The sequence below is a fragment of the Wolbachia endosymbiont of Drosophila willistoni genome (genome assembly GCF_040084705.1).
Lineage (GTDB): Bacteria > Pseudomonadota > Alphaproteobacteria > Rickettsiales > Anaplasmataceae > Wolbachia > Wolbachia pipientis.
Genome location: NZ_CP157591.1, coordinates 771411 through 788406, shown reverse-complemented (window position 1 = coordinate 788406; position 16996 = coordinate 771411). Strand labels below are relative to the sequence as shown.

The following is a 16996-nucleotide window of genomic DNA, read 5'->3' as shown; positions in this document are numbered from 1 at the left end:
GAACAAATAAATTCTAAATTGTTACAAACATAAATTTTAGCTATCATCATTTACATTACTGTAACAGACAAATATGCCAGGTATAGTCACGAGATTTGCTCCATCACCAACAGGATTTTTGCACATTGGAGGAGCTCGTACTGCGTTATTTAATTGGCTCTATGCAAAGCATCATGGTGGCAGGTTTTTGCTAAGAATTGAGGACACCGACAGAAAACGTTCAACACAAGAAGCAATTGATGCAATTATAGAAGGGCTAAGATGGCTCGGTATGAGCTATGATGGGGAAATAGTATATCAGTCAAAAAGAATAGAGCGGCATAAAGAAGTAGCAAACCTTTTAGTTGAAAAGGGTAGGGCGTATCACTGTTACTGCCCTGAAGATGAAGTTGCAGAAAAGAAGGCAAAAGCAAGAGAAGAGGGCAAGATATACAAGCATAAATGTACTACAAAACCTCCTTCTTGTCATCCAAGTAGCCGACACTGGAAAAATATGTGGTCACGCGCTGGAATGACATCGGGTGTGAGGTCAGTTGTCCGCTTTAAAGTGCCAGATTCGCAAGAGATCGTCATTGATGACAAAATATACGGCCAAATCAAAGTAAATAGCGACCAGCTTGATGATATAGTGATCTTACGCTCTGATAACACTCCAACATATATTTTTGCCGTGGTAGTTGACGATCATGATGCTGGAATAACTGATATAATACGTGGTTCTGACCATCTCACTAATACCTTTAAACATCTGCTAATATACCAGGCTCTTGATTTTGACATTCCACGCTTTGCACATGTGCCGCTTATCCATGGGGAAGATGGGAATAAGCTATCCAAAAGGCATGGTGCCACAAGCGTTTGCGATTATGAAAAGATGGGAATATTGCCAAAAGCGATGCGTAATTACTTGCTGAGACTTGGCTGGAGTCACGGCAACGATGAGATTATTAGCGATGAGCAAGCAATAGAGTGGTTTAATTTAGAAAGTATTGGTCGTTCACCTGCACGGCTCGATTTCAAAAAACTGGAGCATTTGAATAACCACTATATTAGTAATATGAGCAATGAAGATATTCTGACTCTAATGCTTAGAGAAAATACTCTAACTGACAAAAAAAAGGGCTATTTACTGCAGGGACTGACAGAGCTAAAAAAAAGAGCAAACTACCTGACCGAATTATTGGATTTAGCAAAATTTTATATTCAAGATCCGCCACTTGATTTAAGTGAAGAGGCTGAGCAAATTGTCAAATCTAACCTCGATATAATCAAGTTACTTGCGTCATTTCTGTCAAAGATCGGTGATGAAAATTGGAATAAGGGTTTTTTATCTTCTCAGATCAAGGAATGTGCAAAATTGCACGATATGAAAATAAGCGATGTATACCACTCATTACGCGCCCCTATAACTGGAGTAATGGATGCACCTGGAATCATTGATATCATGGTGATTCTTGGTAAAGATGAGTGTATAAGAAGGTTACAAGCAATTTAAATGAAATAAGAAAATTTCTTGACAAGCTTTGCCAGCCCCTTTATCATGACAGTGAAGCTATTGTATTTGCTTTCGCCAATCTGCAGGTTAAAAGGTAAGGATTACTTAATGTATCGGCCTCTTATGTTTAATTTTTTGCAGTATATAGATACTGTATGTCTTTACAAAACTTCATCTACATCTAGATTTTTATCTAAATAAGCTGAACGCGCTTACAAAGCGTTACAAGACATCAAAAAATGCCAATACTCGACAAAGATAGTAAAAGACTAGCTAACTCGGGGATTCTTTGTCTTTTTTTCTGCTTAGTAAATTTCTTAAACATTTGCAGCGTAAGTTAGTTGCAATTAAAAGCGGCTGAATCTCGCTTGTCAAGCGTTTAAAACATAAAAAACGCCAATATTTTAAAGCGGATAATAACCACGGGGCTTCTTTTGCCTTTTTTTTCATTTGGTAAATTTCTTAATGTTTATGGCTAAACGACAACCGTCATCCCGCTGCTTGTTAGCGGGATCTAGAGATACCGCGAATGAATCGCGGTATGACGGTTCGTGGCGGCATGACAATAAGCTCGTCATCCCGCTACGTGTTAGTGGCTGAGATACTGCGGCGGTATGACGTAGGATTGCTGTCATCCCGCTACTTGTTAGCGCCGCGGCGGCATGACGTCTTAACTATAGAAAACTTGTATAGATTTTTTCTACTTCTGTGATATCATAAGCCTGTAATGATAAAATAAGTAAATATGGATAAGTCAGCGTATGAGATCATAGAACATGAGTATGACGTGGTAGTAGTAGGTGCAGGTGGAGCAGGGCTCAGAGCAACGCTTGGGATGGCTGCAACTAATTTTTCAGTTGCCTGCATTTCTAAAATTTTCCCTACACGAAGTCATACAGTTGCAGCACAAGGCGGAATTAGTGCAGCTTTAGGTAATATCGGTGAAGACGATTGGCGCTGGCATGCATATGACACAATAAAAGGTTCAGACTGGCTTGGTGATCAAGATGCAATAGAATATATGTGTAAAAACGCTGCTAAAGCTGTTATTGAACTTGAAAATTTTGGCGTACCTTTTTCTCGTACAGAAGATGGCAAAATATACCAGCGTTCCTTTGGTGGAATGACAACTCACTTTGGTAAAGGAAAATCAGCGCAGCGCACTTGTGCGGCAGCAGATAAGACTGGGCACGCAATCCTTCACACTCTATATCAGCAGTGTCTTAAATTCAACGCTGAATTTTTTGTTGAATACTTTGTGATTGATTTAATTATGGATAGCGAAACATGCTGCGGAGTTCTTGCTTGGTCGCTATGCGACGGCACATTACATAGATTTCGTGCGCATAGAGTGGTGCTAGCAACAGGTGGATATGGACGTGTTTATTTCTCTGCAACAAGTGCGCATACCTGCACAGGTGATGGTAATGGCATGGTAGTAAGGGCTGGATTACCACTTGAAGATATGGAATTTGTACAATTTCATCCAACAGGAATATATGGCTCAGGGTGCTTGATGACAGAAGGATGCCGTGGTGAAGGGGGGTACCTCGTTAATTCTCAGGGCGAGAAGTTTATGGAACGTTACGCACCAAAAGCAAAAGATTTAGCTTCCCGTGATGTGGTAAGTCGCGCAATAACAATTGAAATTAGAGAGGGAAGGGGGGTTGGACCAAAAAAAGATCATATGTATTTAACTATAGCGCATCTTGATCCGGAAGTAATAAAACTCAGATTGCCGGGCATCAGCGAAACCGCAAGAACTTTTGCTGGAGTTGATGTCACTAAAGATCCAATACCGGTCATTCCGACTGTTCACTATAACATGGGTGGCATTCCAACCAATTATTATGGAGAAGTGATCACGCTGAAGCAAGGTAAGGAAGAGGTAGTAGATGGACTATTTGCAATTGGAGAAGCTGCGTGTGTCTCTGTGCACGGTGCAAATCGACTTGGCTCTAACTCGCTTCTTGATCTTGTGGTTTTTGGTAGAGCTGCAGCGCTCAGAGCAAAAGAGAAGCTAAAGTCCGGTACACCACATAAAAAATTGCATTCAGACTGCACAGACTGGATAGTAGATAGATTTAATAAAATGCGATTTGCTTCCGGTGGGCTAAAAGTAGCAAAAATACGCGGTGAAATGCAGAACACTATGCAAAAATACGCATCAGTTTTCCGTGTTGCTGAAGTTTTAGAAGAAGGCAAAAAAGCTATAAAAAAGGTAGCAAAAATGATGCCTGATATTTCACTTGAGGATCGCAGTATGATGTGGAACAGTGATTTAGTTGAAGCGCTGGAGCTTGCTAACATGATCCCACAAGCGGTTATTACCATGGAATGCGCAGCTAATCGCGAGGAAAGCAGAGGTGCACATGCTCGTGAAGACTTTCCTGAACGTGATGACAAAAACTGGATGAAGCACACTATAGCGTGGCTTGAAGAAAAGAAAGGGCAAATTAACGTAAAAATTGATTATAAAAAAGTGGCTGAAAAAACTCTGAGCGGTGAGATTGATTTCATAGCGCCAGAGGAGAGGGTTTATTAGTCAGCCCATCTAGCTTATTCATGAATTGACGTAGTATTGATACATCGCTCATTTTAGTAGCTGGGTTTTCTGTATGCTCTGATTGATCTGATGCTCTAGCATTAAGAGCATTTTCTAACTTTAAGTAAATAGGGTAACACATTGCACAAACCGCTATGGTCACCGATAAAGCGGCTGCAGCTATCATGTTTCCTGCTAAAGCACTAAATACTGTTGCAAAAATTAAACCTCCGAGTATCCATTTTACTGGAAGACTTATATTCTTACGAGCATTCTTCTTAGAAAAATGCTCTTCAAGTTCTTCTTGTGTTTCTGGGTCAGGGCTAACACCTGTTATATCTTTGATTCTTTTTGTAGTCTGATAATATTTTTGCTTACGATGCTCTTTAGGTATTGTTATATGGTCACTTTTATTCTCAGCACCATTTTGTAACAATTCTGCACAAAATTCAGCAGTATAATAATGTTTTGTGGGCCTTGATCTAACCCACCTAGAAAAGTCTTTTAACTTACTAGGTATCTTCTCTGTTTGTCTAATTAAAGCAACTTGCGCTGGATATTTATCATCTTTATTTTGAGCGTTTATAGCCTTATGCAATTTTTCTGAAGATATTACTCCTTTTTTTTCAAAATCTAATATTAACTTCAAATATTTGATTTTATATTCTCCTTTAAGTAAAGCAATGTGGTGTAAGGCATTATTTTTATTTGCACCTTCAAGGCTAATGTTCGCCCCCTCTTGCAATAGTTCTTTAAAAAGTTCTTTATCATTATTTTTAATTGCTAAATGTAACGGATAATCACTATTACTATTTGGAGTGTTTACAGTATGTGCCACAATTTCTTTAACTTTTGCTTCTGTCTTGATTTTTATTTCCTGCTTTAGCTCAGCCTTTTTAGCTAATTTCTTTAAAAATTTACAATAGTATTCATTTTGCCCCTTAGACAATTTTTTTAAGCTTTCCTCAGGTAATTCTAACTGATCATGGCTGGCTCCATGCTCTAACAATTTTGTAAGAAACTTAAGTGTGTTATCGTTATCTTGGATTGTGTGAGACTCATGTTTTTCTTTTGTTATCTTGTTAATTAGTGCCACCTGAAGAGGGGTCTGATTTTCACTATTAATGAGTTGTGCTAGATCTTTCTTGGTGACCGTTTTTATTAGAATACCTAGAAACTTGCGTTTCTGTTTCTTTTCCAACGATACGATAAGGTGTAAAATATTGTTTCCTTTTTCATCTTTTATGCTGCTAATATCCGTACAATCTTTTAGATATTTTTCAAATTTCCTGTTATTTCCATTTTTGATCGCTTTTAGTAATAGAGCATTGCTATTTGTTATTTCGTTGCTTTTCTCTACTTCTTGATCTTCATTTGCTGTATTAGGGTTACTGATTGAATGTTTCTCATAATCATCACCAGCATCGCTACTGTAGTCACTTTCAATTCCACTGTCCCTACGATCATTTTGGTTACAATATTTGCTATTATAAGTAATTTCTGAAATTGCTTGCTTTACTCGCTCTTTTGTTTCATTTGATATTTTTTTCGATCGTTCTATTGCTTTATCTAGCACTGGAAGGAAGCATTGGACATAATACCTATAATATTTTTCTTGTTCTCTAAGTGATTCTTCTAATTTAGTTAATACTTCAGGACTAGCATCTTTTTCAAATAACCTTTTACACTTCTTGAGGGTTCCATCTTGACCTCTTGGTTTTTCACGCTTGTGTTCTTCTTTTTTTACCTTTCTCTCTATAATGCCATACAATTGCTCGTCTTTTCTATCCTGCTCTTGCTTTTTATTTTTATCTATGCATTCACCTAATTTATCTGCATTAGTAGTTAGTGCAGTTATATCTATACCCATACTAAAACCTCAATATTAAAAGCTATTTAAGTTGTCAGCACTAAACTAACAACCAAGAAGTTTGACTTTTAAATTGAGCTAAACGTTGTATATGTGATCAAAATATAGGTGGAAAGGCAGAAAATTAATTTCTGTGAGAAAATTTGCCGTCATAGTTAAACCTCACTTGAACAGTTGCTACTATTTTAACCATTTAATCTTAAAAAATAATAAATATAGCTAAACTGTGAAATGTGCTATTGGCTAAAATAGGATAAGAAACTATAGCTGCAAATATCCAAATTGATGTTTTTATCAGTCTTCCAGACTTGGTTTTTCTTTTAGTTTTTTAAGTCTTTCTTTATTTAGTATGGAGCTTATCTCTTCTACACTTTTATCAATATCATCATTGATTATTACATAATCATATTTATCACGTTTGCTTATCTCTTTTTGAGCTTCGGCTAATCTGCGCTCTATTTCGCTTGCATCATCACTATTACGCTTTTGCAAACGCAACCTAAGCTCTTCCATTGAAGGGGGAAGTATAAAAACACTCACAACTTTTTTTCTCATGAGCTTGAATAAGTGAAATGCTCCTTGCCAGTCTATGCTGAGTAAAACGCTTATTCCACTGCTCAGGTTTTGCTCTATAAAATCTCTTGGTATACCATAAAAATTCTCAAAAACTTTGGCGTATTCAAGCATTTGGCCAGCTTTGCATAACTCGTGAAATTTTTCTTCGGTAACGAAAAAATAGTCTTTTCCATTTATTTCGCCGGGGCGAGGCTTGCGTGTAGTCATAGAAACAGACCTAACTAAATTAGTTGATTGCTCAAGTAATTTTGCTGATATAGTAGTTTTTCCAGCTCCAGAAGGGGAGGATAGAACCAATAATACGCCCTCACTTTTTACGGTCATTTTTCTTTGCATTTTTTAACATGGTGCTTTTTGGATCAGAGTTTAAAAAGCTAGAACCTTCTAAATTAGAATTTGATAAGTTGGTGCCAATGAGAGAAGAGTTATCAAAGACAGTATAGCGCAAATCGGTTTTTTCAAAATTTGCCTTATTCAAATTAACGTTTACAAACTTTGCTCTACTCAATGTTGAATTAGAAAAATCGGCATTTTCTAAATTCATATTCTTAAATTCAAAGTAAGAATAATTTACATTAAATTTTTCACCCTGTGATATTTTCTCTTGCAAATCTCCAATTGAAGTTATAGCATTTTCTAACCCTGCAAGTTTTTTCTGTCCTTGATTGTCAATCAAAATCGAATTATCAAACTTGCAATCTGTTAAATGAACATCAGCAACTGAACTTTTATATATGCTTGAAGAGTGAAAAGACATATCACTAATTGTTGAATTACTCAAATTGCTAAGAAAAAAACTAGTTTTCCTAAAGGCATTAGCGTGAAGCAAAGAAGATCTGAAATCGCTTTCAATAAAATTTGAATTAGTTACTTTTAAATTGGACCAACTCGAATTATCAGCTAATAAATTAAAGAATGTTGAATTTTCTATTTCACTGGAATCAATATTATGGCGAGAAAGTGTACTGTTATAAACTTGAGAGTCTTGGATTTTTATCTTATACATTGAAGTTGTAGAAAGGTCTGAATCTTCTATCTTCACATAGGTGAATAGTGAATGGTCAAAAAATGAGCCATTCATGTTAGAATTTGCAACTTTAGTATTATGAAACTTTCCGTGACGAATGTCAGCATTAGAGACATTAACTTGATGCAGTTCACTAAAACTAAAATCAATATTGGATAAATCAGCATCATGAAGATTTGCTTCAGAAACATATGCATGTTTTATCTTGGAACCATTTAGTATAGATTGAACAAAACTTGAATTATCGTCATTCACATAGGAAATTTGTGTGTTGCTTAAATCAGTTTCGTCGAAGTTACTGTTAATTATGATAGAAGAATTAAGGCAAGCATCGGAAAGATTGCTACCTGTAAAGTCTGATTCTTTTAACTCTGCACCATATATGTTAGCATTTTTTAATGAAGAAAATTGTATCTTTAATTTATATGCATCCACTCCAAAGAAACTTGCATTATCAAGGTTGTTTTTCTGCATAACAGTATCGTTTATTTCACTATCACTAAAATTTACGTGGCTAACATTCGAGTTTGATAAGTTGGAGAAATTCATTTTCACATTCGAGAAATTAGTATGCAAACCAATTACGTTGTGCATACTTACTTTTTTGAGATCGGAACTGATAAAATCAGCATAACTAACATTAGACTGATCAAATACGATATCTGTTAAGTTTGCAGAAACAAATTTTGTAAAACTCAAATTTGTACCTTTTATTTTAATGCCATGTAAATTAGCATTGGAAAAATTAGCACCACGTAAATCAACATCAATGAAAGACACATCGGATAAATCGGTGTTAGAAAAATCGGCACCAATCAGACTTACTCCATCAAAAACAGATTTACTTAGGTACAGTTGGTTAAAATTAGCTCCATTTAAGTTAGAACCAAAACCTTTCTTAAAATCTTCTGGCACGCCCTCTTTGTGGCACTGCACCAAAAATTCAGCAAAGTCTTTTTTACTGTAAGATACGTATTTTGCATCACGCAAAGCGTTTAAAAAATCACTAATCTGATTTTTTTCATCATTTGTTTCGTTTCCATAACATAAATGACCAACTAAAATTAATATCAAAAATCTAATCATCTTGCTTATCGCACTGTATTTCTTTCGTTTTCACAGCCCAATCGTACATTGCTGAGCTTTCTTTATTGTCTATTCTTCTATCCTCCAAAAGATGTGGCATCATTTCGGCAATCGCATTTATTATATTGATCTGCTTTTTTTCGATTGCTATATCAATTGGGGATTGAAAATTATTGTTAACTACTCTAAGATCAGCACCTTGTAATAAGAGAAAGCGCACTATGTCTACCTCACCTTGTTTAACTGAATAAATGAGAGGAGTATCACCCAATTTATTTCTAAACCTTAGTATCTCTTGAATTGTTAATCCAATTTTTTCTAGCTTACTTATTACTCCTCTTAAGCAAGTTAAGTTGTTCTTCTTAATGCAGTAAAAAAATTGCTTACTGTAATCATCAATAAACACAGTTGTAGGAAGATGCTCATTAAGGCTATCATATTGTCGTTTATATATTGACTTGCTTTGTATGTCTTTATGACCCCATTCTTTTATTGGTTCTCTGTTTAGCTTTGTCCATTTTTGTAAACTTTTCTTTTCACTTTGCTCTTCTTCATCTTTTTTAGTTATAGGTTTTACTCTATTGCGGTCCTTGGAATTACTGTTTGTTTCTTTCACTTTTTTTTCTTCAGACTGATTCTCTACTTTTTCTTTTTTTCCCTCTAATAATTGACTCGCATCACTTTTTGAAAGTTCATTATCTTTTATATCAATCTTCTGATCAGCTTGTAGATTTTTTTGCGGGTTAGCTGTATTCTCATTTAAATCAGCACTTAAAGGCAAAGGCTCTGGTTTCAAATCTTTATTCACTTCTTTATTGGCCACATTTGGTAAATTTTGAGCAAATTTGTCTGTGCTTCCTTCTAGCTGGTCATTTGGCAAATCTTTATCAATCCTTTCACCTTCACTTATAGTTTTTTCAACCACGAAAGCTTTGTTCTCGTTGTGTTGCAGTTTCTCTTTATCGGTAGTGCCGTCTAATCTTTTGCTCTCAGCCTCTTGTGTTTGTTTAGCATCGACGTTGCTTTTTAACTCATCTTTTTGATTTGTGCTATCTTGCTTCCTTACACCTACATTTTCGTTTTTATGAACTGATTCAATTTTCTTTTCTTCAAGCTGCTCTACGGCAAACAGGATGGGTGATCCGAATACGACAGCTAATAATATAAAATATAAAATATTCTTCATAAATATCCCAAGCATAAGCTTAATTAAAATGATACTATAATCAAATGATTAATCTACAGTAAAAAATGCCTTAGGATTTAATTTATAAAAAAACAATAGATTTTTTGTATCTGTTCAGGGGCATCGCAAATATTGAAGCAAAGTGGTCAGTGCTTACTGTACGAACATTGTGGTTTGAGAGCAATCTCCGCTAGGGAGGATGTCATCCCAGTGCCCAGACACTGGGATCCAGAAAACTTAACTTTAAATAAGTGGCTGCATAATAAACTACACATTAAACCTAAAGTGCATTATATCGCCATCTTGCACGATATAATCTCTGCCTTCAAAGCGAATTTTTCCTGCGTCTTTGCAAGCTGATTCACTTCCATACTTTATGTAGTCTGCAAAGCTTATTGTCTCTGCTTTTATAAAGCCTTTCTCAAAATCAGTGTGGATTACACCTGCTGCTTTATCGGCTGTTGACCCTATTTTTACTGGCCATGCACGTGCTTCTTTGGGGCCCACAGTAAAGAAAGTTATCATACTCAGCACTTCATACATAATACGCGCTACTCCATCAAGGCCTGATTCTTGTAAGCCAAATTCTGATAAAAAACTCTGTTTTTCCTCTTCACTATCAAGATTTGCAATATCTGCTTCGAGTTTTGCTGAAATGCAATAAAATTTGCTTTTATTTTCCTCCGCCATCCTCTCTACCTTTTTAGATAATTCATTGCCAGTTATAACATTTGTATCTTCAACATTGCAAACGTACATAACGGGCTTTGTTGTCAGCAATTGAAGCAACTTCATCTCATCTTCATTGATATTCTCCAAACTTCTTGCAGGTTTACCTAATTTTAAAGTAGCTAATACCTCTTGCATTAATTCAAGTTGTCTCTTTAGCTCTTTATCACCTTGCTTTGCTTTCTTTTCCAATTGAGGAAGCCTTTTTTCTATGCTATCAATATCAGCTAGGATTAATTCCATTTCTACCACTTCAGCATCTGATATTGGATCTATTTTACTGTGTATATGGCTGATATCGTCATCCGTAAAGCACCTGAGCAGATGAACGATGGCATCAACTTCTCTGATATGGCTTAAAAATTTATTGCCAAGCCCTTCGCCTTTGCTCGCACCCTTTACCAGACCTGCAATATCTACAACTTCTAATTGGTTGTAGATTACCTTCTCTGAGCCTGCAATTGCTGCGATTTGTTTCAAACGTTGATCTTTTATCGAAATCTTGCCTATATTTGGCTCGATTGTGCAAAAAGGATAATTTGCAGCTTCGGCTGCACTTGACTCTGTAAGCGCATTAAATAAGGTTGATTTTCCTATGTTTGGTAACCCAACTATACCGCAGTTAAAACTCATATTTGCTATGTAAAATTATAACTATTGCATAATTTAAAAATTTCTGCTATACTTAATTAGTCGCTTATTGACAATTTGTTGGTATAGTAATATATAGCTTAAATTAAGGTAAAACTATGACTACAGCTAAGAAACGGAAACTACCAAGTGACTTTCATGATGTTGAGGTTGGAATAAAAAGGCCCAGGATCTCAGGGCAAGAAATAACTCTTTTAAATAGTAACCCTTACCCTGACAATTTCTATGTAGGACAAGCAATTGGTAATGGAAGCTGTTTTTTTGACTCGTTCAGGCAAAGTCTAGAACAACAGACAGGAGAGCAAGTTACTGCCGAAAAATTAAGAAATGATTGTAGGGAATTTGCGCAAAAGAATCCACCAAAGTGGTTTACAAATGCAATTGTCAATAGTCATGATAACAATGGCCAGCACCGTAGTGAAACTGTAGATGATTATACAGCAGACATTATGCGTAACAGTAGGTGGGGTGATCCTGACGTTGAAGGCAGAATACTTTGTGAAAAGTATAAGGTAAAGCTACATGTTATAGAGAACCAGACTGTTGATAACCAAGATCTGTCTTTGCATGAATTAATAGACAATTCAGGTTCAAAAAGTGCAGGTGAATACAATAAAGTTGATTATGATGATAGTAGTACTGTGCATATAATAAACAAAGGCGGATTGCATTTCGAACCATTGCTTGATAGAAATAAAAGTTCAGCAAAACAACTGCAAGAGGAAACCAAACTTAAACAAGAGCAAGAACAAGAAGATTTCCTATTAGCAAAAAAACTGCAGCTAGACGAGATCTTAGAATATTGTAACCTTTCAAAGGATATCTCTGAGAGAGCAGAGGTTGAAAAGGGATTTGATAAGTTATTGGCAGAAAATGCTGATGGAAAAATTGGTGATGTTGTAGGGCAGTGCGTTAGTGATATAAAGCAGCGCATAGAGCAGCAAAACCCTTCAAGTTTACTAAGATGTGGTACGGAATCGATGGCAGAACCATTTCATCAACAACGAGCACCACAACTTGTAAAATCTTAATAGCCCTGTATATTTTTATATAGGGCTTTTTCAAGCATTTCATATAATATGAACTTGCAGTACGTACTAACCTAAATGCAAGTTGACCATGAGACTAGTTTAATTATTGATGCCATAGAGGAATTTGGTGGTGAGGCTAGGCTTGTCGGCGGGTGTGTGAGAGACTCAATTTTGCAGCGTGATGTCCACGACATCGATTTAGCTACTAATTTGCTTCCCAATCAAACGATTAAAGCGCTAAAACTCCGTAATATAAAAACTATTCCAACTGGCTTAAAACATGGAACTATCACTGCGGTTCTAAATCAGAGGTCTTTTGAAATTACGACACTAAGGCATGATGTGAAATGTGATGGTAGGCATGCAAAAGTAGAATTTACCAATAATTGGCAAGCGGATGCTTCAAGGCGCGACTTTACATTTAATGCTCTGTATGCAGATAAGCATGGCCATATATATGACTACTTTGGTGGTATAGAGGACTTAAAAGCGCGAAGGTTAAACTTTATAGGCAACGCTGAAGATAGAATTAAAGAAGACTATCTACGTATTCTAAGAGCTTTTCGTTTTCATGCAAAAATATGTGTCGGAGATTTGAGTGATGAAATACTAAGCGTATGCAAAAAGCATTCGCATATGATCCAAAACCTCTCTGGAGAGAGAATAAGAGATGAAATACTTAAATTGCTGGAGTGCAATGATCCTTTTCCAACACTTAAGAGCATGCAAGAATCTGATGTTTTGCAAAAGATTATCCCAAAAGAAGTAAAATGCGAAATTCTGTCTTCGCCACTTCTTTTGGGCACTGATGCACTAGTAAAATTAGCGTTACTCCTTAGGGCTACTAAAAAAAATGACAGGTTAAGTCTTGGAGAATATGTAAGCAAATTTTTACGTCTTTCGAACAAGCAAAAGAAAAAGCTGCTATTTTTACTATCCAACGATATCAAAACAGAACTCTCAGAAAAAGAGCAAAAAAAATACATATCTTTATTTGGTAGAGAATTATATTGTGATTTAGTGAAAATTTGTGGTGTTGAGTCTGGAGAAAATGTTGATGAATACATTTCATTTGCTAACACATTCAATATTCCAAAATTTCCTTTATCTGGCGATGATTTAATAAGTATAGGTCACCAGCCAGGAAAAAGTTTAGGTAGAAACTTGGAATTGCTAAAACAACATTGGGAAGATAGCTCCTACACTTTAACAAAAGAGGAGCTGGTGCTTTATGCTAAGAACCTATTCTAACTGCTTTCTGACTGTTCAATGAATGTATGCTTGCAATATTAGGGGAACTCATAGAGGAATTAGGTATATGTTCTTTTTTAGCTTTTTCTGTTAATTGATATTCGTTTACTCCTCCTTGAGTTTGATTACACATTCCCTGATCTGGAGATAAAAATTTATCTCTTATGCTTAATGCCAGTTGTAACTCTTGAATCTTATTTGAAAAACATTTCATTTTAGCCTCTGTTAATTTTCCTGTAACAATTTCTTTAAGCAATTCTCCTGAGTCGTTATTATTATTATTCTTGCTATTAAAGCTGTGCAAGATAGAGTCTACAATCTTATTTACCCCTTCTTGTTTGTTAAATTCTAATTTTTTTACGCATTTTCTAACAGAAGGTGACAACTTGGCTTTTAACGTGTCATCTCGTAGTTCTTTACCCATATTTTTTCCAATGTTACAATGTTCGTTGACAACTTCTTTAACCTTAGCTTCTATGATCTCCCTTGCGGATTGTTTCAAATTACTTTCTAATAATTCAAGCAGCTTACTGCTTTCAAATTTGCCATCATCTTGATTTGATAGAGACTTTATAGTTTCATTAAGCACGTTATGGCAAAAGTGTTTCTCTTTAAATTCAGGAAAACCTTTTTTTAACTCCTCGTTTTTCCCAGATAAAAAGTTATTGAGACCCTTATCCCTAGAAAGCTTATTGGGCAAGTTTCGTAATTTTGAAAGAGTTGATTTTGCAGTAGATACTGTACTCACTGCACCTGCCTTTTTAGCCAATTGACCTTCTTTTGCTTCCTGTAGTTTCTTAGTGTCAGCTTTCAATTGACCTTCTAAATCAATCTCCAATTGTTGTTTAGATTCTTGAACACTTTGTAATTGCTTCCCCAAGTTCTCCATTTCACCCAATTGAGCAGTCAATGTATTCACACTTAATCGTAGAGCTTTGTTTTCATGACCTAAGTCACTGACTTTATTTTCTAATTCAGTATTTTTGTCTTTAGCCTGACACAATTTATCAGTCTGTGATTTAAGTAAAGCCACTAATTTGCTAGCTTGCCATTGTTGATTCAATTCAATTAATTTATCCTCCTTGTCCTTCAACCTACTCTTAAGTTCTATTATTTGTGCTTGCAGACTTTCATTATCTTTCCTAGTAGCTTCAATTTCTTCTCCTTGCTCTCTTATTATCATGTATTGATCAAATATAGTTTTCTGTTGTTCATCAACTTTATCCTGCATTGCTTTTTTATCTTGTTTGTATTTGGTTAGTTCCTCTTCTCGTTCGCCTGCATCTTCTGTAAGTCCCTTATAACTCTTTTCAAGTCCTTCAATTGCAGATCGTAATTCTCTATTTTCTTCTTTTAAGGAAGCATTTTGTAAACGTTCAAGTTCTAATTCCTGATTTATGCCCTCCAGCTGTTCTTCTAATGCTTCATCATCTTCCTCTGTTATCAATGCTACTCCATCAGTCTGAACCCCTCCATCTTTGTTTATCACTACACTTTGGCTCTCTTTCTCTACAACTTCAGGTTTTAAGTCAACTTGAACACTTCCATCTATTGTCTTAAAAGCATCAGTTTGAACTTCATTGTTTGCAGTAGTTTTATCGTAGTACAAAATATTTTCTGCCCATCTATTCCATCTCTTGGGCAATATTCGTCCAATCGTTTTTAGATATAACCAAGCAATACAGTAGACCAGCTGTATTTTTTTTCCTTTCGCTTAATATTAATTTCATAATTAACCTTATTATTAATATTTAGCATAAAATTACCTTATTTTTTAACTTTAATTTACAGAAAATTTTAATAGTAATAAAGTTATATATATTAGTATAAATGTTAAACAAATACTAACGCAGGTGTCAAATTATGGTAAAGTCTTTGCCCGCCTAATACACTTTAAGCAGAAATGTACATGTCTGCAAGTACAGCATTTGCTTTTTCTATCGCTCTTGCTAACACTCCCTGTTCATTGTTCTGATTTTTCACATTGATTACCTGAGCAGCCAAGTTTGCAGGAAAAGTGACCAAACTGACTTCCCATAATTCCACTTGTTTTAACACTCTAGCTCCACTTTTATGATCAACATCATACTCTATAGGTATATAGCCGATGGAAAGTCCGTTAATTGCCCCAGTTTTGAGCATCAAATACACTTCTTCTGCTTTCTGAATACCCAAAAGTAAATGTGCGGTTATATACAGGCCAACATCATTTTCATAAATATCTATGATACTACCTATAGGTTCGTCAGGATTATGCTGCCAAAGGAGTTTTATTTTATTTCTGTTTAAATTTTCCTTAAATGCTCCGGGCAATATCAGATCATTTTGTTTATCAACTATGTTAAAAACGCTCGCATAACCAGAAAATACACCGTTTTCTCCTATACTTTTTATTGACAATGGTGAATAGAGAAATTTCTTATTCATAAAGCCTCCTGTAGTATTGGGAATTTTGTTTCGCAATGCACTGCGATATAATTCTATTATATGCAGTGCTCTAAAAGGGGGAAGCACTTTCTTAGTTACTAAAAACGCTAAATTGTAATATGGTACAATGTTACAACGATGTCATGAAAGTAGCTGAAACTGGTTCCTTTATGACGGCAGTACCTTCTCCTGTCATCCGAGTAGCCTCCTTTTTTTGTCATCCCAGTGCTTGACACTGGGATGGCTTTGTTGCATCGCTACTTATGAAAGGCTAACTATAGTTAGGATTATAAGCAACCTATTGAAAATCTTGTTTTTTTGCAATCAATCTGATCAAATTTAAGAATAGTAATTTGTTATTTATATTAATAAATTTAATTCTATTGAAAATAGCTAAAGCATTGAAATTCTTGAATTTTAGCCGGATTGGTAAATGGTAGTGAAATTTCTTTTACTCAAATTTAGGTATTCATTGACCGTTCTTGTTATAAATACCAGAATAATAAGCTACTGATATTCCCTATCTTTTTTATCTTTAATCCATCATAGCTAGCGATGCAACAAAGCCCACTGGGATCCAGAAGACTTAATTTCAACCAAGTGGCTGCATAATAAAGGCTGGATTCCAGTGTCAAGCACTGGAATGACATCACAGGGGCATTGACCTCTCTTGGGCTCTTTTAGCTATAAACATTAAGAAATTTACCAAATGAAAAAAAAGGCAAAAGAAGCCCTGGGGTTATTATCTGCTTTAAAATATTGGCGTTTTTTATGTTTTAAACGTTTGATAAGCAAGATTTAGCTGCTTTTAATTGCAACTAACCTACGCTGCAAATGTTTAAGAAATTTACCAAGTAGAAAAAAAGACAAAGAATCCCCGAGTTAGCTAGTCTTTTACTATCTCTGTCAAGTATTGGCATTTTTTGATGTCTTGTAACGCTTTATAAGCGCGTTCAGCTTATTTAGATAAAAATCTAGATGTAGATGAAGTTTTGTAAAGACATACAGTATCTATATGCTGCAAAAAATTAAACATAAGACGCCGATACATTAAGTAATCCTTACCTTTTAATCTGCAGATTGGCGAAAGCAAATACAATAGCTTCAGTTTCATGATAAGGG

Annotated in this window: 12 protein-coding genes; 4 read left to right on the top strand and 8 right to left on the bottom strand. The window is 35.4% G+C overall.

The features are described from left to right. The first annotated feature begins 73 nt into the window (after nt 1–73). Both gltX and sdhA read left to right on the top strand, forming a co-directional pair. Complete coding sequence (gene gltX, locus ABL518_RS04020; protein WP_010962590.1) at nt 74–1495, top strand: glutamate--tRNA ligase; 1422 nt, start codon at nt 74–76, stop codon at nt 1493–1495. Nucleotides 1496–2240: 745 nt separating this feature from the next. Next, nucleotides 2241–4040 (top strand): succinate dehydrogenase flavoprotein subunit, encoded by a 1800-nt coding sequence (sdhA, locus tag ABL518_RS04015; protein ID WP_348994356.1) that lies wholly within the window; start codon nt 2241–2243, stop codon nt 4038–4040. Here sdhA and ABL518_RS04010 read toward each other — a convergent pair. From ABL518_RS04010 to ychF, 6 genes are all read right to left on the bottom strand, one after another. Beyond that, nucleotides 4012–5910 carry an ankyrin repeat domain-containing protein gene (locus ABL518_RS04010; protein ID WP_348994355.1) on the bottom strand — a complete coding sequence of 633 codons (1899 nt, stop codon included), beginning with the start codon at nt 5908–5910 and terminating at the stop codon, nt 4012–4014. The genes sdhA and ABL518_RS04010 overlap by 29 nt on opposite strands. A gap of 294 nt (nt 5911–6204) precedes the next feature. Beyond that, nucleotides 6205–6810: a guanylate kinase gene (gene gmk, locus ABL518_RS04005; protein ID WP_022626283.1), complete on the bottom strand. Its 606-nt coding sequence runs from the start codon at nt 6808–6810 to the stop codon at nt 6205–6207. After that, nucleotides 6794–8599 carry a pentapeptide repeat-containing protein gene (locus tag ABL518_RS04000; protein WP_070356815.1) on the bottom strand — a complete coding sequence of 602 codons (1806 nt, stop codon included), beginning with the start codon at nt 8597–8599 and terminating at the stop codon, nt 6794–6796. Before ABL518_RS04000 ends, gmk begins: the two co-directional genes overlap by 17 nt. Then, nucleotides 8592–9785 (bottom strand): ankyrin repeat domain-containing protein, encoded by a 1194-nt coding sequence (locus ABL518_RS03995; RefSeq protein ID WP_182309081.1) that lies wholly within the window; start codon nt 9783–9785, stop codon nt 8592–8594. The genes ABL518_RS04000 and ABL518_RS03995 overlap by 8 nt, the downstream gene beginning before the upstream one ends. A gap of 146 nt (nt 9786–9931) precedes the next feature. Next, entirely contained in the window at nt 9932–10060 is a 129-nt protein-coding gene (locus tag ABL518_RS03990) for a hypothetical protein (protein ID WP_348994354.1), read from the bottom strand. After that, nucleotides 10053–11147 carry a redox-regulated ATPase YchF gene (gene ychF, locus ABL518_RS03985; RefSeq protein ID WP_010962597.1) on the bottom strand — a complete coding sequence of 365 codons (1095 nt, stop codon included), beginning with the start codon at nt 11145–11147 and terminating at the stop codon, nt 10053–10055. The genes ABL518_RS03990 and ychF overlap by 8 nt, the downstream gene beginning before the upstream one ends. A 116-nt stretch (nt 11148–11263) precedes the next feature. Between ychF and ABL518_RS03980 the strand changes: the two genes are divergently transcribed. Beyond that, a complete protein-coding gene (locus ABL518_RS03980; RefSeq protein WP_095742689.1) occupies nt 11264–12196 on the top strand; it encodes a hypothetical protein in 933 nt (310 codons plus the stop codon). A gap of 75 nt (nt 12197–12271) precedes the next feature. Beyond that, nucleotides 12272–13447 carry a CCA tRNA nucleotidyltransferase gene (locus ABL518_RS03975; RefSeq protein ID WP_010962599.1) on the top strand — a complete coding sequence of 392 codons (1176 nt, stop codon included), beginning with the start codon at nt 12272–12274 and terminating at the stop codon, nt 13445–13447. Here the strand turns inward: ABL518_RS03975 and ABL518_RS03970 are convergent. Beyond that, a complete protein-coding gene (locus tag ABL518_RS03970; RefSeq protein WP_095742690.1) occupies nt 13431–15092 on the bottom strand; it encodes a hypothetical protein in 1662 nt (553 codons plus the stop codon). The two genes, ABL518_RS03975 and ABL518_RS03970, sit on opposite strands and share 17 nt — an antisense overlap. 248 nt (nt 15093–15340) lie before the next feature. After that, entirely contained in the window at nt 15341–15874 is a 534-nt protein-coding gene (locus tag ABL518_RS03965) for an HK97 family phage prohead protease (RefSeq protein ID WP_070357044.1), read from the bottom strand. Nucleotides 15875–16996 lie beyond the last annotated feature (1122 nt).